The sequence below is a fragment of the Staphylococcus sp. HMSC072E01 genome, assembly GCF_001814125.1.
Lineage (GTDB): Bacteria > Bacillota > Bacilli > Staphylococcales > Staphylococcaceae > Staphylococcus > Staphylococcus hominis.
The window spans coordinates 156236-176765 of record NZ_KV814968.1 but is presented as its reverse complement, the minus strand read 5'-3'; the positions used below and the strand labels follow the sequence as shown (position 1 = coordinate 176765).

General features: G+C 28.7%; 24 protein-coding genes. 6 read left to right on the top strand and 18 right to left on the bottom strand.

Translation table 11 applies throughout. The annotated features are described in order from the left end of the window. Positions 1-32: 32 nt before the first annotated feature. Together HMPREF2953_RS07380 and sosA are read right to left on the bottom strand one after the other, a co-directional pair. Complete coding sequence (locus tag HMPREF2953_RS07380) at positions 33-272, bottom strand: DUF896 domain-containing protein (RefSeq protein ID WP_002449118.1); 240 nt, start codon at positions 270-272, stop codon at positions 33-35. 185 nt (positions 273-457) lie between these two features. Then, positions 458-691: a DNA damage-induced cell division inhibitor SosA gene (gene sosA, locus HMPREF2953_RS07375; RefSeq protein ID WP_049336348.1), complete on the bottom strand. Its 234-nt coding sequence runs from the start codon at positions 689-691 to the stop codon at positions 458-460. 143 nt (positions 692-834) lie between these two features. On the opposite strand from sosA, the gene lexA reads away from it, so the two are divergent. After that, the gene (gene lexA, locus HMPREF2953_RS07370; protein ID WP_049336350.1) at positions 835-1455 is read left to right on the top strand and encodes a transcriptional repressor LexA; all 621 of its coding nucleotides are present in this window, start codon (positions 835-837) and stop codon (positions 1453-1455) included. A 204-nt stretch (positions 1456-1659) separates the two neighbouring features. On the opposite strand, the gene HMPREF2953_RS07365 is transcribed toward lexA, so the two are convergent. The 4 genes from HMPREF2953_RS07365 to rpmG form a co-directional block, all read right to left on the bottom strand. Next, the gene (locus HMPREF2953_RS07365) at positions 1660-2685 is read right to left on the bottom strand and encodes a CAP domain-containing protein (protein ID WP_049336351.1); all 1026 of its coding nucleotides are present in this window, start codon (positions 2683-2685) and stop codon (positions 1660-1662) included. A gap of 14 nt (positions 2686-2699) precedes the next feature. After that, a complete protein-coding gene (gene guaC, locus HMPREF2953_RS07360; protein WP_070672634.1) occupies positions 2700-3677 on the bottom strand; it encodes a GMP reductase in 978 nt (325 codons plus the stop codon). A 194-nt stretch (positions 3678-3871) separates the two neighbouring features. Beyond that, the gene (rpsN, locus tag HMPREF2953_RS07355) at positions 3872-4141 is read right to left on the bottom strand and encodes a 30S ribosomal protein S14 (RefSeq protein WP_002449108.1); all 270 of its coding nucleotides are present in this window, start codon (positions 4139-4141) and stop codon (positions 3872-3874) included. Between the two features lie 171 nt (positions 4142-4312). Further along, complete coding sequence (gene rpmG / locus HMPREF2953_RS07350) at positions 4313-4462, bottom strand: 50S ribosomal protein L33 (protein WP_001265708.1); 150 nt, start codon at positions 4460-4462, stop codon at positions 4313-4315. A 248-nt stretch (positions 4463-4710) separates the two neighbouring features. Between rpmG and HMPREF2953_RS07345 the strand changes: the two genes are divergently transcribed. Both HMPREF2953_RS07345 and HMPREF2953_RS07340 read left to right on the top strand, forming a co-directional pair. Next, a complete protein-coding gene (locus tag HMPREF2953_RS07345) occupies positions 4711-6159 on the top strand; it encodes an amino acid permease (RefSeq protein ID WP_070672631.1) in 1449 nt (482 codons plus the stop codon). Between the two features lie 136 nt (positions 6160-6295). Continuing rightward, a complete protein-coding gene (locus HMPREF2953_RS07340; protein WP_070672628.1) occupies positions 6296-6610 on the top strand; it encodes a hypothetical protein in 315 nt (104 codons plus the stop codon). 83 nt (positions 6611-6693) lie between these two features. Here HMPREF2953_RS07340 and HMPREF2953_RS07335 read toward each other — a convergent pair whose 3' ends face one another. From HMPREF2953_RS07335 to HMPREF2953_RS07320, 4 genes are read right to left on the bottom strand one after another with little or no spacing between them, the layout of a single operon-like run. Continuing rightward, positions 6694-7497: a Cof-type HAD-IIB family hydrolase gene (locus HMPREF2953_RS07335; RefSeq protein ID WP_070672625.1), complete on the bottom strand. Its 804-nt coding sequence runs from the start codon at positions 7495-7497 to the stop codon at positions 6694-6696. Positions 7498-7547: 50 nt separating this feature from the next. Further along, positions 7548-8465 (bottom strand): homoserine kinase, encoded by a 918-nt coding sequence (gene thrB / locus HMPREF2953_RS07330; RefSeq protein WP_070672622.1) that lies wholly within the window; start codon positions 8463-8465, stop codon positions 7548-7550. Position 8466: 1 nt separating this feature from the next. Further along, positions 8467-9528 (bottom strand): threonine synthase, encoded by a 1062-nt coding sequence (gene thrC / locus HMPREF2953_RS07325; protein WP_002449107.1) that lies wholly within the window; start codon positions 9526-9528, stop codon positions 8467-8469. A gap of 5 nt (positions 9529-9533) precedes the next feature. Beyond that, on the bottom strand, positions 9534-10811 hold the full coding sequence (locus HMPREF2953_RS07320) for a homoserine dehydrogenase (RefSeq protein WP_049336365.1): 1278 nt from the start codon (positions 10809-10811) through the stop codon (positions 9534-9536). Between the two features lie 199 nt (positions 10812-11010). On the opposite strand from HMPREF2953_RS07320, the gene HMPREF2953_RS07315 reads away from it, so the two are divergent. Next, a complete protein-coding gene (locus HMPREF2953_RS07315; protein WP_049336367.1) occupies positions 11011-12390 on the top strand; it encodes an aspartate kinase in 1380 nt (459 codons plus the stop codon). A 50-nt stretch (positions 12391-12440) separates the two neighbouring features. Here the strand turns inward: HMPREF2953_RS07315 and HMPREF2953_RS07310 are convergent, their stop codons facing one another. Beyond that, positions 12441-13022 carry a hypothetical protein gene (locus HMPREF2953_RS07310; RefSeq protein WP_070672617.1) on the bottom strand — a complete coding sequence of 194 codons (582 nt, stop codon included), beginning with the start codon at positions 13020-13022 and terminating at the stop codon, positions 12441-12443. 317 nt (positions 13023-13339) lie between these two features. Here HMPREF2953_RS07310 and HMPREF2953_RS07305 point away from each other — a divergent pair, with 317 nt between their 5' ends. Next, positions 13340-14197 (top strand): hypothetical protein, encoded by an 858-nt coding sequence (locus tag HMPREF2953_RS07305; protein WP_070672616.1) that lies wholly within the window; start codon positions 13340-13342, stop codon positions 14195-14197. A 51-nt stretch (positions 14198-14248) separates the two neighbouring features. On the opposite strand, the gene HMPREF2953_RS07300 is transcribed toward HMPREF2953_RS07305, so the two are convergent. Continuing rightward, on the bottom strand, positions 14249-14794 hold the full coding sequence (locus tag HMPREF2953_RS07300) for a thermonuclease NucI (protein ID WP_070672613.1): 546 nt from the start codon (positions 14792-14794) through the stop codon (positions 14249-14251). Between the two features lie 168 nt (positions 14795-14962). On the opposite strand from HMPREF2953_RS07300, the gene HMPREF2953_RS07295 reads away from it, so the two are divergent. Next, positions 14963-15154 carry a hypothetical protein gene (locus HMPREF2953_RS07295; protein WP_002448766.1) on the top strand — a complete coding sequence of 64 codons (192 nt, stop codon included), beginning with the start codon at positions 14963-14965 and terminating at the stop codon, positions 15152-15154. 109 nt (positions 15155-15263) lie between these two features. Here the strand turns inward: HMPREF2953_RS07295 and HMPREF2953_RS07290 are convergent, their stop codons facing one another. The 6 genes from HMPREF2953_RS07290 to HMPREF2953_RS07265 all read right to left on the bottom strand — a co-directional run bounded on the left by HMPREF2953_RS07290 (position 15264) and on the right by HMPREF2953_RS07265 (position 20414). After that, positions 15264-15866: a response regulator transcription factor gene (locus HMPREF2953_RS07290; RefSeq protein WP_070672609.1), complete on the bottom strand. Its 603-nt coding sequence runs from the start codon at positions 15864-15866 to the stop codon at positions 15264-15266. Next, the gene (locus tag HMPREF2953_RS07285; protein ID WP_049336377.1) at positions 15863-16957 is read right to left on the bottom strand and encodes a sensor histidine kinase; all 1095 of its coding nucleotides are present in this window, start codon (positions 16955-16957) and stop codon (positions 15863-15865) included. The genes HMPREF2953_RS07290 and HMPREF2953_RS07285 overlap by 4 nt, the downstream gene beginning before the upstream one ends. Further along, a complete protein-coding gene (locus HMPREF2953_RS07280) occupies positions 16958-17692 on the bottom strand; it encodes an ABC transporter permease (protein WP_049336379.1) in 735 nt (244 codons plus the stop codon). Beyond that, the gene (locus tag HMPREF2953_RS07275; protein WP_070672606.1) at positions 17685-18563 is read right to left on the bottom strand and encodes an ABC transporter ATP-binding protein; all 879 of its coding nucleotides are present in this window, start codon (positions 18561-18563) and stop codon (positions 17685-17687) included. The genes HMPREF2953_RS07280 and HMPREF2953_RS07275 overlap by 8 nt, the downstream gene beginning before the upstream one ends. A gap of 142 nt (positions 18564-18705) precedes the next feature. Further along, positions 18706-20187, bottom strand: a complete 1482-nt coding sequence (cls, locus tag HMPREF2953_RS07270; RefSeq protein WP_070672603.1) for a cardiolipin synthase — start codon at positions 20185-20187, stop codon at positions 18706-18708. A gap of 32 nt (positions 20188-20219) precedes the next feature. After that, entirely contained in the window at positions 20220-20414 is a 195-nt protein-coding gene (locus HMPREF2953_RS07265; protein ID WP_002448761.1) for a hypothetical protein, read from the bottom strand. Between the last annotated feature and the right edge of the window lie 116 nt (positions 20415-20530).

The window sequence follows — 20530 nt, the reverse complement described above, 5'->3', positions numbered from 1 at the left end:
GATTATAATGTTAATGATTAAAATGTTATTAACTATTGATCATTCTTTTTTCTTTCTTGAATTTTTTTAAGTTTTTCAGGCGTTACATCGTTGCCTTCTGGATCAATGACTTTGGTACTTTCAATTTGTTGTTTAAATCCCTCTCTAAAAGAATCTAAATATTGTTTACGCAACTTAGATTGCTCTTTTGCTTCAGCTTCTGTTAAACCTTGCTCTTTTTTCTTTTTTGCTAATTCATTAATTCTATCTATATTTAAATTATTATTTGACATGTCATTACACTTCCTATTCTTTTCTTTAATACATATAAAATACTTAATTAATATAACAAAAAGAGACATAGATAAAAAATCTAAGCATCATAAACTCTTTCTAAAATAAATGAAGTATTTTTATATAATACTTCATATTCCCATTTCTTAGAAGTAATAACTTTTTATCTATATCTCTTAAATATTTATTTAACTAAGGCGAACACTTTATAGTCTGTTTGTTCTGTATTATTGGGTATATCGTTCTTATAATCATCGTTTAACATCGCTTTTTTAGGGATCGTATGATCGGTAATTTCGTACATGTGTTCCGTATGAGCGTTCTGATATAAGTTAGTAAAAAACACCAAAAAAACGATGCAAGATACTACTAGGACAATTATATTTTTAATGATATTACTAGTATGATTACTAAGCATTTATTTTCACTCCTAGAACGTTTGTTTGTATAAATACCTTAACAGAACTAGTGTTCTTAGTCAATAGAATTACGAACAAATGTTTGTTTAAAAAATCAAAAAATGATATACTATATTAAAATAAACTTAGGGAGTGCCTATATATGAGAGAGTTAACTAAAAGACAAAGTGAGATTTATGATTATATTAAACATGTTGTTCAAATAAAAGGTTATCCACCAAGTGTAAGAGAGATTGGTGAAGCTGTTGGTCTTGCCTCAAGTTCAACTGTGCATGGTCATTTATCTAGATTAGAAGAAAAAGGATATATTAGAAGAGATCCTACTAAACCTAGAGCAATTGAAATCGTGAATGACCAAAATAATGATATGACTAGAGAAGAAACTATCTATGTTCCTGTTATCGGTAAAGTTACAGCTGGAGTTCCAATTACAGCAGTAGAGAATATAGAAGAATACTTTCCATTACCAGAACATTTAACATCCACACATAATAGTGATGTGTTTATTTTAAATGTTATCGGTGAAAGTATGATTGAAGCGGGTATTTTAGACGGAGATAAAGTAATTGTAAGAAGCCAAACTATTGCTGAAAATGGAGATATTATCGTAGCAATGACTGAAGATGATGAAGCTACTGTAAAACGTTTTTTTAAAGAAAAAAATCGATATCGTTTACAACCAGAAAATAGTGCTATGAGTCCTATTTACTTAGATAATGTAACAGTTATCGGTAAAGTCATTGGTCTTTATAGAGAATTGTAGTTTATCTCTTGTTTGTTACGTTAAAATCTCTTATATATATGTTTAATATACAAAAAACTAGAAGTGCTTAAGCACTTCTAGTTTTATTTTTTATTTAAAATCTCTTTAACTTTATCAAGTATATCTTTTTTTTATTTTTCTTTGTAGGCATAATATCAACTTCCTTGCAAAAAGAACATACCCCTATATATTATAAATCAAACATTATCCAGCATAGTTTTCTGTCCAAAATGGTTGTCGATTTTTATTAAAATCTACACCTACACCTAATGTATTCACATGCGTATTTAAAATATTTTCTCGATGTCCTAGAGAATTCATAAGTCCTTCGTGAGCATAAATACTACTTTGTTGACCATAAGCTAAATTTTCAGCAGCAGCATTAAATTGAATACCATCACGTTTCATTCTATCGAAAGGTGAATGACCATTTAAATCAGTATGATCAAAATAATTATTTTTAACCATATCTTCACTATGTTTTCTTGCAGTATGAGATATTTTTTTAGAGTAATCCAATGTATTTAATCCGTGTTGTTTTCTTTCTGCATTAACTAAATCAAAATTTTGATATTCAAAGCTTTTTTCTAGCGTTGTAGATGGTGCACCATATTGCTTTTGTAATCGGTTTTCCATCGATTCACTCACTTGCAACAACCCTGTTAAGTTATTTTTATTATGTTTATCGTAAAATGCAGTGGTATAAATGTGATCTTTATAAAAAACATCATATTCATTATTTTTTACAACAAAACGATAACGTCCTTTTGTAATTTTATCTACTGGTTTACCGAGACGTTGTTCAACCACTTTTTTAGGGGTATTATATTTAATTTTAGATTTAGAAGTTATAATATTTTGATTACTAAATAAAGCATTAACTTTATTATTAATGTAACTTACCATTAAAAAATTTTGATAATCATCATTGTAATAAGTGTACCATTTTGTACCATATTCATTTGATGTCACTCTTTTTGGTCGCCCTATCTTATTTTCTACTTCCTTTTGAGACATATTTAATTGAATATTATTAACTGCAAATTCTTGTTTTTTTGGAACTTTAAGCACATTATTTTTAAAACTTGTATCTTCATTTAATAAAACTTCTACTTTATCTCTTACATTATTTTGTAAATGAATAAAAAACTGGTTTTCTTCAATGGGTTTTATAATGATAAATAACAAAAATATTGCAGTAAATAAAAGGAACTTTTTAATAATATTCACCTACTAAATATATATTAATCTCTATCGCCATTAAAAATTGAGTTTCTTACAATAACATAGTCAACAGTAGTTAGTGATTTTAAATCTTTGCCACCAGCATAGGAAATTGAACTTTGAAGATCTTGTTGCATTTCAACTAAGGTATCTTTTAATGAACCTTTATGTTCCACAAACATTTTCTTCCCTTCAACATTCTTATGTTCCCCTTTTTGGAATTCGGAGGCACTACCAAAATATTCTTTATAACGTTTACCATCTAACTCAACTGTTTCGCCAGGAGATTCTTCATGCGCTGCAAATAATGAACCAATCATAACCATAGTGGCTCCAAAACGAATAGATTTCGCAATATCACCATGTGTTCTAATACCTCCATCAGCAATAATTGGTTTACGTGCAGCTTTACTACAAATGTTTAATGCAGCTAATTGCCAACCGCCTGTACCGAATCCAGTTTTAATTTTAGTAATACACACTCGTCCTGGTCCTATACCAACTTTAGTAGCATCTGCACCAGCATTTTCTAACTCTCTTACTCCCTCAGGGGTTCCTACATTACCCGCAATAACAAATGATTGAGGAATATGTTTTTTAATATGTTTAATCATATTAATAACCGAATTAGCATGACCATGAGCGATATCAATTGTAATATATTCAGGTATTAAATGTTCAGTTTTTAATTTTTCTATAAATTCAAATTCAGTTTCCTTTACACCCACTGAAATAGAAGCGAAAAGTCCTTTATTTTGCATTTTTTTTATAAAAGGTATACGACCTGCTTCATCAAAACGGTGCATAATATAAAAATAATCATTTTCTGCAAACCATTCAGCTAAAGATTCATTCATAACTGTTTGCATATTAGCAGGAATCACTGGTAACTTAAAATTTTTAGGTCCAAATTGTACAGTCGTATCACATTCAGATCTACTATTAACAATACATTTATTTGGAATTAATTGAATATCTTCATAATCAAAAATTTTCATACTTTAAATTTCTCCTATACATTTTATATTTAAAAGACACTGTAGACATAAATAAAATATCTGACTCTTTACACAATTATTTATAACGTAATCTAGAGCGAGAAATCACCTTTTTCTCGCTCTTATTATTTATATCCTTATATACTTTACAATTTTTTAAATACAATGTAAACGGACTAAAGTATTAATTTCAATTACCAACTAGATTTTTTCACACCAGGAATTTGACCTTTATGAGCATGTTCTCGAAATGCAATTCTAGACATTTCAAATTTTCTCATTACACCTCTAGGACGTCCTGTCACTTTGCATCTTCTTGTTAAACGAGTTGGAGATGAATCTCTTGGTAATTTCTTTAATGCTTTATAATCTCCTTTTTCCTTCAGTTCTTTACGTAATTCATAATATTGATTTACTAATTTTTCTCTTTTTAATTCTTTAGCTATTTTAGATTTTTTAGCCATATATTCTCTCCTTTTTATAAATCGTAATAATTACGTTTTATATCTTAACATACTTTTAAAAAATTACAAAGACATTTATTTTAAAATTAAAAGACTCATACATGTTATTCATTTTAAACATGTATGAGTCTATAATAGTTTATCTTTTTGTCGTATTTAAAAGATAAGGAATTATTTAGTTTCACGGTGTAGCGTGTATTTATTTAATCTTGGGCAATATTTTTTCATTTCAATACGCTCAGGGTTATTACGTTTATTTTTTGTTGTAATATAATTACGATCGCCACATTCAGTGCAAGCTAAAGTTACATTAACGCGCATCAATAACATCCTTTCTCGTTATATATAATTAGGAATTCTTACGATTTAAAATTCTATCATATTCTTTATTTTTACGCAATAAGTTTATTTTAATTTAGTCCGTTTCCTTCTACATATCAAAAACTAAGCGTTTAAAAAATCAGAAAATTTAAAATTTTTAAAACAAATAGTTCAAAAGTTATTGAATACTTGAACCAAAACGATTAAAATGATTTGTATATTTTAAATTTTAATTTAGGAGATATTATATGGAAGATAACAATATGAAACGCGGTCTTAAGTCAAGACACATATCTATGATTGCTATCGGAGGTGCAATAGGCACTGGACTTTTTGTTGCTACAGGTAGTGTCGTTTCTCAAGCAGGACCTGGAGGAGCTATCTTAGCTTATTTATTGATAGGAATCATGCTTTACTTTTTAATGTCATCTATTGGAGAACTTGCTACATTTTATCCTGTATCTGGTTCGTTTAGTTCATATGCTACCCGTTTCATTGATCCGTCTATCGGTTTTACAATGGGTTGGTTGTATTACATTCTATGGTCTTTAGTATCAAGCGTTGATGTAATGGTAGCTTCTAATGTTTTATTTTATTGGGATGTATTTAAAATTTTCAGTCCTCTAGTATGGAGTTTAATTTTTATAACGATTATATTCCTATTAAATATCTTTACTGTTAAAGCATTTGGCGAAACAGAATTTTGGTTATCATTAATTAAAGTAGTCACAATTATTGTATTTATTGTTGTCGGTATATTAATGATTTTTGGTATTCTTGGTGGACATACATATGGATTCGAGAATTATACCAAAGGTGAAGCACCTTTTGTAGGTGGTTTATCTGGCTTCTTAGCAGTATTACTTGTAGCAGGATTTTCTGTGGGTGGTACGGAAGTTGTAGCGGTCACTGCAGGTGAATCTGATAATCCAGAAAAAACTATGCCAAGGGCTGTTAAGCAAGTATTTTGGAGAATTTTATTATTTTATGTTTTATCTATTGTCGTCATTGCAGCTATTATTCCTTATACTGATCCTTTATTATTAAATAAAAATCAATCAGTATCTCAAAGTCCATTTACTATAGTTTTCGATCGAATTGGTATAGCATTTGCAGCATCAATTATTAATGCTGTTATTCTTACATCGTTACTATCTGCAGCGAATTCTGGAATGTATACAACAAGTAGAATGCTTTTCTCTTTGAGTGATGAAAAGCAAGCACCAAAGTTTTTAAGTAAATTAAATAATAAAACAAAATTACCGATGCGTTCATTAGTTACTACTTACATTTTAGTAGTAGCAATTATTATTCTAGCTAATTTTTATACTAATGCAGTATTTAGCTTGTTAAATATCATTGGATCGTTAGTGATTATTGTATGGGCAATAAGTGCATGGGCTCAAATACGTTTACGTAGAGGTATTAAACGTCAAGGCAAAGACATTAATACATTATTGCCTTACAAATCACCGCTTTTCCCTCTAGGTCCTATCATTGTGTTTGCTACATTAATCTTCTTATACCTTGGTAATTCTATCGGTGATTTATTTAATGGTAATATAGGTGATTTTTTTGTTAATATCATGCCTTTAATTGTCTTAGCAATTATCTTTATCGTACATAAATTGATTCGTAAAACTAAATTTGTAAAATTAGATCATATGGATCTTACAACTCATCATTATCATGATTAATATCATCGTTTATTTAGGAGTAGAATTAAATACAATTCTACTCCTATTTTTATTATTAAACACAATATATATATTTTCTAATAGTCGTTTATTTTGTATAATGAGTATAATGATAATGACTTAGAGGTGACTGAATATGGTAGGTCAAACAAATTTATTTGATGACGTAATAAAGAGTGATGAACGTTTTCTTATTGTCGTACAATCTTTAGAAGAAAGAAATGGACAATTACTGAAACGCACATTACGTGAGTATCCTAGTCTAACTCATGATCAAATGGAAAACTTATTTACACATTTAAAAGATGTATTTCAAGATGAGCCATTTCACGATAACCAATCTGCATATACAATCACAGTATATACAAATTTAGATTATGCAGCTGATCAAGTCTATGCTTATGTAAAAAGAAATAAAGGTAAACACGACTGGACACACACTGCTAAATAACTAGTTATGATAATAAAAAAGAGGAAGCGAAACTTGATTCATTACGAATTCATTCCGCTTCCTCTTTAATTTATATAAATGTTTTATAGCAATTCTTTAAGTGCTACTGGTATACCATTAGAATCATTATCTAATGTAACTTTATCTGCAATCTTTTTTAATTCTTCACTCGCATTTCCCATTGCTACAGCATATCCTACAACTTCAAACATTGATTGGTCATTGAGGCTATCTCCAAAACAAACCACTTCTGATAATGAAATATTTAACGTTTCACATAAAGCTTTAATTGCATTACCTTTAGAAACATCTTTAGCCATGAATTCCAAGAAGAAAGGTTTGCTCGTCGTCACATCAATATCAGAATTAAATGTTCCATTTAATTCGTTACGTGCTTTTGAAATATTTTCTTCATAATCAACGCCCATTGCTTTAGGTACATCAGACTGAATATACGCTTTAATATCATCCACTTGTTTCATAGGTAGACCAGTTAATTCTGATTCAATTTTACGATATTCATGTTCTGTATCAAAGATAATTTGTCCGTCTTGATACGTTAATGTTAAAAAGCCTTTTTCGCGACAATAATCTGTAATTTTATCAAAATGATCTTTAGTTACACTTTTACTTACTTCAATTTCTTCTGTTTTAGCGTTAATTGTTTTACCACCATTATAACTAACGATATAGCTTTGATAATGATCTAACTTTAATTCTTTAGCTACTGGAATCATTCCTTCAGTTGGTCTTCCAGAAGCTAAAACAATCTTATATCCTTCTTCTTGTAGTTGAATTAAATAGTCTTTGGTTTCAGGACTAACAACATTATCACTTGTCATTAAAGTGTCATCCATATCCATAACAATCATTTTATATTTACTCATTTCTTAGTTGCTCTCCTTTCATTTTTGCTCTTATCTATTTTACAATAATTTTATGAAGGATACACAACTTCTTCAATAACACCTACATTATTAATTGTTGCAAGTTCAGAATCGCAAGTTGTTATTTCTGATTTTAATGTTCTCACAAGTTCTCCACTTTTTTCTTTACGACTCAATGTCAATATCGTTGGGCCTGCTCCACTAATCACTGTAGCATAAGCATCATATTTTTGGGATAGTACTTTTACTTTTTCAAATTCAAGAATCAAGTGTTGACGATAAGGTTCATGAAAACCATCTTGTGTCATCATTTTTCCAGCAAGGTCATAATTATGTTGAATTAATGCACAAATCATTGTATTGCTAATCGCACTATTTTGAACTGCTTTCTCATGAGAATACTTATCTGGAAGTACCCTACGTGAGTCTTCTGTTTTGAGTTCATATGTTGGGATAGTAAGAATCACATCTACATCAGGTATATCAATATGTGCCACATTTGTTTCTTTGGTTTCAGGATTATAATATCCTGCGAGTAATCCACCATAAATTGTAGGCGCTACATTATCAGGATGCCCTTCTATTTCAGTAGCTAGTTGTAGTAACTCATACTTAGATAATTGGATATTACCGAAGTAGTTAGCGATATATAATGCTCCAACTAAAGCGGATGCAGATGATCCTAACCCTCTTGCTAATGGAATTTCACTTCTCATCGACACTTTTAAATTAGGTAAAGTCACATTATATTTTTCAGCTACTTGTTGTGCAACTGTATAGATATAATTACTTTTATCTTTCGGTAATGAGTCTAACTCTTCGTTTAAATATCTAAATTCCCAGTTACTTCCTTCCGCTTCCTCAACATATAGGTATAAATATTTATTAATTGCCATACCAATAGAGTCAAATCCTACTCCTAAGTTAGCAGTTGATGCAGGTATTTTCAGGTGAAGTGATGGCTTCATATTAAAGTGTTCCTTTAATATAATTGATAATACTTTCTTTATTGTTTGGAAGCGGTTGAATTGGATTATCTAAAACTGAGATAGCAGTGTCTGGATCTTTTAGTCCATTACCAGTTAATATTGCTACTACTTTTTTACCTTTCGACAATTTTCCTGCACGTTGTAATTTGATTAAACCAGCAATTGAAGCATTACTTGCTGGTTCACTAAATACACCTTCTTTAGATGTCATTAATTGATACGCTTCTAAAATTTCATCATCAGTCACACTATCAATGAGACCATTTGATTCTTCTAACGCAACAGTCGCTTTTTTCCAACTTGCTGGATTACCGATACGGATTGCTGTAGCGATTGTTTCAGGATTTTTAATGACTTTATTTTGAACAATTGGTGAGGCTCCTTCTGCTTGGAAACCAAATAATTGAGGAAGTTGACTTCCTTTTTTCTCATGATACTCTTTAAAGCCTTTCCAATAAGCAGTAATATTTCCTGCGTTGCCTACTGGGATTGCTAGAACATCTGGAGCTTCTTCTAATTGCTCCACAATTTCAAATGCCCCTGTTTTTTGTCCTTCTATTCTAAATGGATTAACAGAATTTACTAATTCAATATCATCATCATTTTGTGCAATCTCTTTAACGATTTCTAATGCTTCATCGAAGTTACCTTCAATTGAGACAATTTCTGCACCATACATGACCGCTTGCGAAAGTTTACCTAAAGCAATCTTTCCTTCGGGAATCACTACAATTGCTTTTAAACCTGCACGTGCAGCATAAGCTGCTGCTGAGGCAGAAGTGTTTCCTGTTGAAGCACAAATCACTACTTTTTTACCTTGTTCTTTCGCTTTTGTTACAGCCATTACCATTCCTCTGTCTTTAAAAGAACCGGTTGGATTAGCACCCTCATATTTAACATATAAATCAATATCTAGCATTTCTGATATATTAGCACAGTGAATCAGTGGTGTATGTCCTTCATTTAAAGTAAGTTTAGGTGTATCTTCATTAACCGGTAAATAATCTTTAAATTCTTCTACTAAACCTTGCCATCTTTTCATAATTATTAAACTCCTTCAACTGGATAAATTTTTTCAATGTTGTAATTTGCTTTACTAAGTAGTGATTCAGGTGATTGGTCTAATCCGATAATCACAACGCCATAAGAACTAGAATCACGTTGTTCTATTTGAAGTGATTTATGGAAGGGTAAATCTGATTTAAGTTGATCTTTAAGTTTATCAATTGATTCATTACTATGAATGACAACATAGTAATTTAATTTTTCACCAATAGCAATTGCGTCACCATTATCCATTAATTCTCGAGTTTTATTTGTTTTTAATTCGAAATGAGGTGGAAGTGTATGTAAATTTGACTCAAAGAAGAGTGCTACATTTAATAAATCACTCACTACTGCACTACCAGTAGCTAAGCTACCTGCCCCTTTACCATAAAACATAGTATCCCCTACAGCATCTCCAATAACGTAAATTGCATTGTATTCATTTTCTACTGCTGCAAGCTGATGTGATTTATGTATTAAGGTTGGTTCAACGGATGCATTAACTTCGCTATGATGATATGTACTTTTACCAATTAATTTAATCTTATAACCTAATTTGTCTGCTACATTAATATCAGATAACGTTGTTTTACTGATACCTTTTACTTTCACATCATTTAACTTAATTACTTGGTTAAATGATAAATAAGAAGTAATCACTACTTTTCTAGCTGCATCAATACCTTCTACATCATCAGTAGGATCTGCTTCAGCAAATCCTAATCTTTGTGCTTCAGCAAGTGCATCTTCAAATGAAGTTTGTTCTCTTGTCATTTTTGAAAGAATAAAATTTGACGTACCATTTAAAATCCCCATAAATTTAGAGATATTATTAGCATTTAACCCATTATTAATCGCGTTAACAATGGGAATACCACCTGCAACACTTGCTTCAAATTTTAAGGCTACGCCTTGTTGTTCTGCTAGGTTCTCTAGTAATTCTAAATGCACAGCAAGTAAATCTTTATTTGCTGTAATGACATGTTTTTTTCTTTTTAAAGATTCTCTTAACCAATCAACAGTTGGTTCAATTCCTCCCATTACTTCTATAACGATATCTATATCTTCATCGTTTAAAATTTCATTAATGTCTTCTGTTAAATGATATTGACTAATATTAATAGGTCTTTTTTTAGTGGTATCTCTTACTAAAATATGTTTAATAACAATATCTTTATTTAGAGTATCTTTAATTTGTTGTCGATTTTCTTCAATAATTTTTACTACACCTGAGCCTACTGTTCCTAACCCCAGTAATGCGACGTTTAATTCCTTCATAATTTTTATCTTCCTCCCATTTGTATTATTGAGAAGTACAATTGTTTTATTGAAAAACACTTAAATTTATTATACTATTAAATCAAATTAGTTGAATAGGACTTTTAAAAGAAAAAGTGAATATGTAGATATATATTATCATGTAGTATCAGGAAATTAAATAGAATTTTCTGATTTTTTAGAAAGGTTGGTATATTTTATGAAAGTTGCTAAGTTTGGTGGAAGTTCTGTTTCAAATGCAACACAAATTAAAAAAGTCCTAAATATCGTCAATGATGACCCAGACAGAAAAATTATTATTGTATCTGCACCTGGTAAAAGACATAAGAATGATGTTAAAACAACTGACTTACTTATTCGTCTATATGAAAAAGTAATCAATCAATTGGATTATCAAGATAAAAAAAGAGAGATTATTCAACGTTATGCAGATATTTTAGAAGAATTAAATATGGAGTCTACACTCTTAGAAACAATAGATGAAACACTTGAAACAATCATTAAACAATTAAACGATAAGCATGATCGTTTATACGATGCATTGTTATCATGTGGTGAGAATTTTAATGCTCAACTTATCGCTAAATACAACGATTCTCAAGGCATTAAAACAACATATCTCTCACCAAAAGATGCTGGTATCTTAGTAACTGACTTACCACAACAAGCACAAATTTTAGAAGACGCTTATGATAAAATTTATAAATTAAGAGAAATTGAAGGAAAAATTATTATCCCAGGTTTCTTTGGTGTTTCTAAACATAACTATGTTGTTACTTTTCCGAGAGGCGGTTCAGATATCACAGGTGCAATCATAGCACGTGGTATTAAAGCATCATTATATGAGAATTTTACAGATGTATCTGGTATTTTTAAGGCAAATCCAAATGTAATTGAACATCCTGAACTTATTGAAGAAATTACATATAGAGAAATGCGTGAGTTATCATATGCCGGCTTCAGTGTTTTTCACGATGAAGCATTACAGCCTTTATATAAACATAGAATACCCGTAGTCATTAAAAACACAAATCATCCAGAGGACAAAGGAACCTTTATTCGCCATGATCGTGAAGTCACAGATAAAAATCAAATTATTGGCATTAGTTGCGATAAAGATTTCACAGTTATAAATATTAAGAAATACTTAATGAATAGACAAATTGGTTTTACAAGAAGAATTTTAGAAATATTAGAAGACTATCATATCTCTTTCGATCATATGCCATCAGGTATTGATAATATTAGTATTATTATGCGTTCTAATCAAATTAAAGACAAAGAGAATGAAGTATTGAGTACGATTAGAAAAAAATGTGATATTGATGAATTAAGCATTGACCATGACCTTGCCATCTTAATGATTGTCGGTGAAGGAATGACTCAATCTGTCGGAACTGCTAACACAATCACACATGCCCTAGCAGAATCCAATATCAACCTAAAAATGATTAATCAGGGTGCTTCTGAAATTTCTATGATGTTTGGTATTTCAAGAGAAAATGCAGATAAAGCTGTGTTATCAACTTATGAGTATTGCTATCATGGTGTATGCTTAAAAAATTTATGTCCTAAATAACCATTACATAAAAAAATCTGAGACATTTATTTTGTCTCAGATTTTTTATATTAAACTTTTTGTGTAAGTGCTTTTTCAATTTTATGCTCTCCAACTACCATTTTTAAAATCACAAATTGATAATAGCTTAGAGCATCTAAAACTGACTTATAATTGGCTTCTGAATTGTTTTGTTGATAATCTAGTAAATCATACATTAATACGATTTCAGGTTTAATATAATCGACATCCCAAGTTAATGAATGAAAGTAAATACTACTTTTAGGTAGTCGGATATTAGTGTTTAGTCTAAATATCCATTCCTCATTTATAACATCATAAATAAAAATACTTAAAATAACTTTATCATTATTAACAACGTTTATTTGAGAAATAGATAGAATATCTAAATTATCTTTATCCATGTTATGATTGGACATATCATAATATTTAAATGTATAACTTGAAGGAATAACTTTTAAAACCTCTACTATTCGTTTTCTTTCTACACAAATATCGACTTTCGAAGGTAATTCAAAAAGTTCATTTAAAAATAGTTGAATAGCAACTTCACCGTGAAATTTGAACGCTGTACGGCATTGATTTTTTAATATTCCAACTAGTTCTTCTACATGATTTTGGTGATGAGACATACAACTGTCCTCCTTAAAGGAAACGCTTTCATAAGTTAATTATACAGACACAATTTTATATTTTCAATTTTAATTTGTGAAAAATTTGTAAATCTTTTAACTCTTCTTTAGGTTATAAGATATAATTTTACACAATTTTATATTTATAATAATGAATAAATTATATCCTGTTATTATGTTCTTTTTCAACTTAAATTATCATTTTTTGTTTATTGAACATTAAATATATTTTGTTTATAATTAATTATTGATTTCTATAGAAAATTAATTTAATCATTAATCTTCTAATTTACAAATATTAAACAGGAGGTGAACATATGACACATACGATTATTCTTCTTATTATTATTGTTATTCTTATACTTGCATTTATACTTAATCAAAAATACATGCAAGATAGAATAGATACTGAAGTTTACGCTAAAAATCAAATGGTCTCTAAAAATTCTTTACTCAGTAAAGAAAATTTAGAACTTAAAAATAAAATATTAAGTTCTAATAACGAGATTAGTCCTCATTCAAAACGTAATGCTAAACGTGAATTACAAGATATCTTAGACCGTTTTAAAGCTTCAGGAAAATTAAAATATTATAATATCATTACGACTAGTAATTTAGCTACTAAACATCCACTGTTTGAGTATGCAAGAACCTTTGACTATATAGTTGTATCTGACGTAGGTCTTATTAATATTGACGTTAAAAGTTGGAAACAAAAAACATTTTATCATTTTGATTTACCTACTTCTGATCACTTAGAGGGTAATGATCAAAGTGTAGAACAAATTGTAGGTCATTATATTAGTAAGCAATATCATAGTCAATTTGATTCAAATCGTGATGAAATATATACTTTTGTTGAAAAAATTCAAAACAATCGAGTCATCTATGAATTTTATCAACATGATCCTTATGAACAAGCTGCTATTAATGCAAAAATCTTAAAAGATGGCATTGAAAAATATTTTAATCATAAAGTTCAAAGTATTGGGGTCATTTATTTTAGTGATGGTAGTGTTAATATAATTGAAGGTGCTGACGAAAGAGAGAAATATATTGATACAGTATCCACAAAATCTTCTTTAGAATCTGTGATTAATAATGCTATTGAATTATCTAAACACCCTCTATCTGAAACTCAAGTTAATACTATTGTTGAAAATTTTCATAACTAAACAATGAGTATGGGAGAACATTCTTGACGAATGTTCTCCCATACTCATTGTTTAACTCCAAAGATTCACTTTATCTTTTTTAGCTTGCTGTTCATCTTTTTCAAATGTACTTCTATATTTACCGTTAGGTGAAAAGTATTTTTCACGAGCTAATCCTTTTTTAACTAATTCTTCGTTATACATTGTTTTTTCATCTAACCATACATAGGCTAATGTACGACCATAACGGTCTTCTTTTTCCTTATCATATTCTAAATACACATCTTTATTATTTAAATGTTGTTTGCTGTAATTAGAAGCTTCTTTTCCATAAGGTTGAACTGGTGTGTTAGGTTTAACCGTTTCTGGTGTATCAACACCAATTAAACGTACCTTAATTTGCTCACCATTTGATTTCTTAGCCACAAATGTGTCTCCATCTACAACCCGATTAACGTGGACTTTTTCTTTTCCTTTAAATTCTGTCTGTGTTGAATTAGATGAAGAATGTTGACTATTGTCTTTAAATGGCCCTGTATGATTTAAAAATTGAAATGCTAATACGCCAATAACAATGACAGCAAAAACAATTATTGTTGAATTTTTCTTTGAATTCATAGGTGCCTCCTATATTATATTTTTAATACTCAAATATAATATATAATATGTATTTAATAATCAATCAATACTTTCGACCTAAAAAGTCTACCTATATTGAATTTATTTTCAAAAAATGATTAATTGATATTCAACATGATATAATTATACATGTTAGGAGTGAAATACATGAGCGAACGTAATGAAAATTTAGTCACGATGATTGCTGTCGTAATTGCTATTATCGTTGGCGTTATTTTACAAATCGTTTATAAACTGCCTATTATTGTTTCGGTTGTTATAGCAGTATTGTTAGGCATTTTAGTTGGATTTATTGTTTATATTATTCAAAGTATTATACGTAAACGAAAAGATAAATAAGAGAGTATCATACAATGTCACTCTCAATAAAAGATTGAATTGAAAACATTAAATATCATTCAATTCAGTCTTTTTTATACATTATTTATTTAAATATTTTTCTTACTTTTTATATCCAGCCTTTTTCCTTTGCTTTCTTCCAAGCATTAAATCGATTCTCTGCATTTAATTTATCAATTATATTAGACGTATAATTTCTAACTGTTCCATCTGAAAGATAAAGTTTTTCTGCAATTTCTTTACTACTTAGATTATCTCCAATTTCACGTAATACAACTTGTTCTTTATGTGTTAAGGGATTAGATTCTTTGAATAAAGTAGTCATTAATGAAGTACTATATTCTTTTTCACCATTCATAACATGTTTAATAGTTTGTATTAAATCTTCTACAGAACGTTCTTTTAATACATAAGCATCTACTTCATTTGCCACAGCTTTTTCAAAATAACCTGGTCTTTTAAATGTAGTTACAATTATTACTTTAGTATCAATTTTAAATTCTCTTATTTTAGATAATACTTCTAAACCTGTTAGCCCTGGCATTTCGATATCTAAAATTGCAATATCTGGATGATATTTTTCAATGAACTCAAATGCGTCACCTCCATTATCATAATCATTAACTACTTTCATTTGATCGTTAAATTCAATTAGTTGAATCATCGCTTTTCTCAACATATATTGATCTTCAGCTATTATAATGCTAATCATTTAATATCCTCTCTTGGTATCATAATACGTATATGCATACCATTTTTAGATTTAATTTCTAATTTTCCTTTAAGAAGTTGAACTCTATTTTCTATACTTTTTAATTTAAAGTCTTCAGTGGTGTTACAACCTTTTCCATTATCTTGAATAATTAGGGATAGGTTATTATCTTCTTGTATCATTTCACAATAAATCTTACTAGCCTTTGCATGTTTAATGACATTATTGATTGCTTCTCTCAAAATCATTGATAGTATAGATTGCTTTGTTGGATTTAAAACATTTACCTTTCTTATATTTTTTAATTCAAATTGAATGTTTGCATCTTTTAAAACAGTTTTTATAGATTGAATTTCCTCTTCAAAACTTTGAGATTTTAAATTTTCAATAATATTTCTTACCTTAATTAAGGTATCTTTAGATATCTGATTAATCGCTAATATTTCATTTTTAGCTTTTTCTTGATCTTTATCAATCAACTTATATGCCAATTCTGATTTTAAACTAAGGCTTACAAATACATGCCCTAGTGTATCATGTAAATCTTGCCCTATACGTTGACGTTCTTGTTCTGCAATTAATGTATTAATATATTTATTTTTCTCTTCTATTTCTTTTTTTAATGCTCTATCTTTTTTAGTTTTAAAATTTCCTAGTGTAATAATTAAAATAACTAAATAAAAGATAATTAATACAGAAACATATTCTATTTGATAAAAACTTGTAATTGTGAGACATAACAGCATTGCAATTATAAATGTAATAAATTCTTTAGACTTAATTGTTACTTCAAACATAAAAGGTAATGCAAATGCGCTAAAGAAAAAGAATAAGCTATTCATTGGATTAATAGTATAAACAAAATATATAATTCCTACATAATGAACCACTAATAGACTATATATTACGTTATTGTTAAATCGATAATAATATATTACTAACATAAGATAAGACACAATGAAAATAGCTAAAACAATTAAATATACAGTTTGAGAACCTCGTTTTTCATCAAAGATACTTATAATTGGAAATAACAAATATAAAAGCGTAGAAAGTTCTCCTAATCTAATACTCCATTTTCTTTTTTCCATCTAGTTCACTTCTTTTCTTTGGTTAATCCACATTGCAAGAATTAAAAACAGTATACTATATACAATTAAAGTAAATAATGAAGTAATGTTTAATCCTTGATTTTTAACTAATTCCAGTGCCAAATTTTTCAAATGATATGTTGGAGTAATTTTCGAAATTTTTTGTAACCAAATTGGGAATGTTTGAACTGGAAACCATAATCCTCCTAATATCGCTAACAACATATTAATTATGTTTGCTATACTATTTGCCTTTTGAGTCTCATTAAATTGAGCGATTACTAATCCTAAGGTTAAAAATAAACTTGCACCTATCCATAACGAAACACCTGAAAGTAACCAATGTTGTATACTCATATTTACATTTTTATAAAGATGAGCAACAGTAAAAATTAAAATAATAGCCAATAAAAATAACAATATTGTTTTTATAATTTTAGTAGTAAAATAAGTTTTACTAGATAAAGGCGTTACCATTAATCGTTTAATCCAACCTGTGTTTCTTTCTTCAATAATCTCTATAGGAAATTGCATTAAACAATAACTCATCAAGCTAAACACTGTCATACTATACATATATTCTTTATAGAACTGCTGTTTCGCCTCTTCAGGTAAGTCTAGTAAAGAAGTAAATAATAAATAAAAGCCTACCGGTAATATGATTGATAAGAATGTAGTTAGTTTCTTTCGAAAAATAATTTTCAATTCTGTTTTTAATAAAATGATATTATTCATCTCGAATCCCTACCTCTTTTACGTCCGCAAATAAAATTGTTTCTAACAATGTTTGCTTTTCGATAGTAATGTCATTTAAATTTATATTTAATTTTTCCAAATAATATATTACTTTCTTAACATCAGATGTTTTAATTTTTAAAATAGTATCTTCAATTTTTACATCAAAATAATTTGTTAAATTCTGTAAATCATTGTCTACTGTATTTGGCACTTTAATTATTGAATATTGTTGGTTGGTTAATATATTTCTAGGTGAATCATTTAACTTAATAATACCTTGATCAAGAAATATAACTTTATCTGCCATTCGTTCTACTTCTTCAATATAATGGGAAGTATAAAAAATAGATACATTTTCTTTTTTTAATTTCCCTATCATTGTCCAGAAATGTTCTCTCATTTCAACATCCATAGCTGCAGTAGGTTCATCTAAAATGAGAAGCTTTGGTTTTCCTATTAAACACAATCCAAAATATAATATACGTTGTTGTCCACCAGATAAGTGATTTGCATACAGATTCAACTGGCTATCATTCAATTTTGTAATTTTTTTAAATTCATCTATTGAAATTGCATCCTTGTACAGTTGACAAAATAATTTATATAATTCTTTTACTTTTATTAACCTAGGAAAAGATGTTTTTTGAAATAATACACCAATATGATTTAAATTTAATTCATGATCTATATCTATAATTTCTCCCGTATCTGCTTTCAAATGATTAATTAAAATATTAATTAAAGTTGATTTTCCGGCTCCATTTTTTCCTATTAATGCAGTACTCATACCCTTTTCTATATTTAGTGATATGTTTTTCAATACTGTCTTTCCATTATATCTTTTAGATAAATATCGAATTTGAATCATAACTCATCACTTCCTTTTGTTAATATCAATAATTTATCAACAAACAAGTTATAATTTCAGATAAAAATGTCATTATTTTTAAGTGACATTTGTCACATTAATAAAACCGACAAAGCACAATGCTTTATCGGTTTTATTATTCTTACAAGATCGGTGATAATAATTTGGCAATATCTTCTTTGAATTTAATTGATAATGGTCGTTTTTTATATTTCTCAAGTGTAAGTTGTTTAGACTTTTTAATATCTTCTTTATATGCCTCTTTTAACTTCTTAGCTAATTGTTCATCATATACGAATGCATTAACTTCAAAGTTCAATACAAAGCTTCTGTAGTCCATATTAGATGAACCTACACTACTGACTTCATCATCAATCATTAACATTTTAGAATGTATAAATCCATTTTGATACGTATACACTTTTACTCCATACTCAAGTAATTCAGCAACATTTGAAAATGTAGACCAGTAGACAAAGGGATGATCAGGTTTACATGGAATCATTATGTTAACATCAACGCCAGTATTGGCTGCCATTTTCAATGCATTAATGTAAGCTCGATCTGGTATAAAGTAAGGGGTTTGAATATAAATAGATTTTTTCGCACTCATAATCATTTTGGTATATCCAAACTCAATTTGATGTAATTCATATGCAGGTCCACTTGAACCAATTTGAATGGCTGAATGACCATTGTGTACTTTCTTTTTAGGAAAATACTTATTATCATATTCAAATTGTGGACGATGTGCTTGAGAGTTCCAATCAAGAATAAATCTAATTTGAAGTGCATTTACAACATCACCTTGTACTCTTAAATGCGTATCTCTCCAGTATCCTAGTTTACCTAAACCTAAATAATCGTCACCTACGTTAAATCCACCAATATACCCGATTTGACCATCAATAACAATAATCTTCCGATGGTTACGATTATTCATTCTAAAGTTAATAATTGGTAGTTTAGATGCAAAAAATGCTTCTACCTCTCCACCTAATGATTCAAAACGTTTAAATTTGTGACGTTTTAATTTTTTTGAACCCACATCATCGTAGAGTAATTTAACTTCTAAACCTTCTTTTAACTTTGTTTCTAGGGCATCGATAATTCGTTTGCCTAGACCATCGATTTCAAATCCAAAGTACTCTAAATGTATGTAATCTTTCGCATTATAAATATCTTCGATTACTTTGTCATATAATTCATGACCATCAATAAATAAATCAATTGTATTGTCTTCAGTAATAAAAGCATCTTGTTTCTTTAATAGCATTCTTGCCATATCTTGATGATTTTGTAGCTGTTTATTTTCTGTATGATAGTTGTGATGATCAATTTTATGAGCTTGTTCATCAATCAAATCTTTGTAAACATCTAACTCTTTACCATTATTTTTCTCCATTTTTCTTTTTGAAACTGTTCTACCGAAAAATAGATAGAGAATAAATCCAAGCACTGGTAATACAAATAATACAAATATCCAAGCCCATGTCGAAGATGCACTACGTCTGTTACGCTCTAGAAAAATCAAAATAAAAGCCAACACTAAATTGACTAAAAATCCAAGCACTAAAATGATATTCAATATTGTACCAATTTTAGGGCCAAAAAGACTTATCATAATTCTAAACTCCTACTTCTCAAATTCAACTTTTATTTATCGGCTAATATTAAAAAGGCACTTAATATTTCTTCATTATTAGGAAATTGGCGTTCTTCAATTTTATCAATTGAAACATTTAATAATTCATAGCGACTACCTTCTTCACTTGCTAAATATTGATTAATTTCATTTTCCAACTCTTCAATTGTTTGTTCTTGAATTCTTTTAAATTTTACTTTGCTCATTTGTAACACTCCATTTCATATATTTGTTTAAATCATAGTCTTTTTACATATATTTATCAACTAAATTGTAAGGATAATAGGATATCTTTTAAAAACGCTTACATTTTTATTTTTAT

Excerpts from the sequence above, each read along its gene's own strand:
- HMPREF2953_RS07340 (WP_070672628.1), top strand. The coding sequence starts at position 6,296 with ATGGTAGGTCAAACAAATTTATTTGATGACGTAATAAAGAGTGATGAA.
- HMPREF2953_RS07280 (WP_049336379.1), bottom strand. The coding sequence starts at position 17,692 with ATGAATAATATCATTTTATTAAAAACAGAATTGAAAATTATTTTTCGA.
- sosA (WP_049336348.1), bottom strand. The coding sequence starts at position 691 with ATGCTTAGTAATCATACTAGTAATATCATTAAAAATATAATTGTCCTA.
- HMPREF2953_RS07295 (WP_002448766.1), top strand. The coding sequence starts at position 14,963 with ATGAGCGAACGTAATGAAAATTTAGTCACGATGATTGCTGTCGTAATT.
- HMPREF2953_RS07310 (WP_070672617.1), bottom strand. The coding sequence starts at position 13,022 with ATGTCTCATCACCAAAATCATGTAGAAGAACTAGTTGGAATATTAAAA.
- HMPREF2953_RS07265 (WP_002448761.1), bottom strand. The coding sequence starts at position 20,414 with ATGAGCAAAGTAAAATTTAAAAGAATTCAAGAACAAACAATTGAAGAG.
- HMPREF2953_RS07320 (WP_049336365.1), bottom strand. The coding sequence starts at position 10,811 with ATGAAGGAATTAAACGTCGCATTACTGGGGTTAGGAACAGTAGGCTCA.
- guaC (WP_070672634.1), bottom strand. The coding sequence starts at position 3,677 with ATGAAAATTTTTGATTATGAAGATATTCAATTAATTCCAAATAAATGT.
- HMPREF2953_RS07290 (WP_070672609.1), bottom strand. The coding sequence starts at position 15,866 with ATGATTAGCATTATAATAGCTGAAGATCAATATATGTTGAGAAAAGCG.
- HMPREF2953_RS07305 (WP_070672616.1), top strand. The coding sequence starts at position 13,340 with ATGACACATACGATTATTCTTCTTATTATTATTGTTATTCTTATACTT.
- cls (WP_070672603.1), bottom strand. The coding sequence starts at position 20,187 with ATGATAAGTCTTTTTGGCCCTAAAATTGGTACAATATTGAATATCATT.
- HMPREF2953_RS07380 (WP_002449118.1), bottom strand. The coding sequence starts at position 272 with ATGTCAAATAATAATTTAAATATAGATAGAATTAATGAATTAGCAAAA.
- lexA (WP_049336350.1), top strand. The coding sequence starts at position 835 with ATGAGAGAGTTAACTAAAAGACAAAGTGAGATTTATGATTATATTAAA.
- HMPREF2953_RS07275 (WP_070672606.1), bottom strand. The coding sequence starts at position 18,563 with ATGATTCAAATTCGATATTTATCTAAAAGATATAATGGAAAGACAGTA.
- rpsN (WP_002449108.1), bottom strand. The coding sequence starts at position 4,141 with ATGGCTAAAAAATCTAAAATAGCTAAAGAATTAAAAAGAGAAAAATTA.
- HMPREF2953_RS07335 (WP_070672625.1), bottom strand. The coding sequence starts at position 7,497 with ATGAGTAAATATAAAATGATTGTTATGGATATGGATGACACTTTAATG.
- rpmG (WP_001265708.1), bottom strand. The coding sequence starts at position 4,462 with ATGCGCGTTAATGTAACTTTAGCTTGCACTGAATGTGGCGATCGTAAT.
- thrC (WP_002449107.1), bottom strand. The coding sequence starts at position 9,528 with ATGAAAAGATGGCAAGGTTTAGTAGAAGAATTTAAAGATTATTTACCG.
- HMPREF2953_RS07345 (WP_070672631.1), top strand. The coding sequence starts at position 4,711 with ATGGAAGATAACAATATGAAACGCGGTCTTAAGTCAAGACACATATCT.
- HMPREF2953_RS07285 (WP_049336377.1), bottom strand. The coding sequence starts at position 16,957 with ATGGAAAAAAGAAAATGGAGTATTAGATTAGGAGAACTTTCTACGCTT.
- thrB (WP_070672622.1), bottom strand. The coding sequence starts at position 8,465 with ATGAAGCCATCACTTCACCTGAAAATACCTGCATCAACTGCTAACTTA.
- HMPREF2953_RS07315 (WP_049336367.1), top strand. The coding sequence starts at position 11,011 with ATGAAAGTTGCTAAGTTTGGTGGAAGTTCTGTTTCAAATGCAACACAA.
- HMPREF2953_RS07300 (WP_070672613.1), bottom strand. The coding sequence starts at position 14,794 with ATGAATTCAAAGAAAAATTCAACAATAATTGTTTTTGCTGTCATTGTT.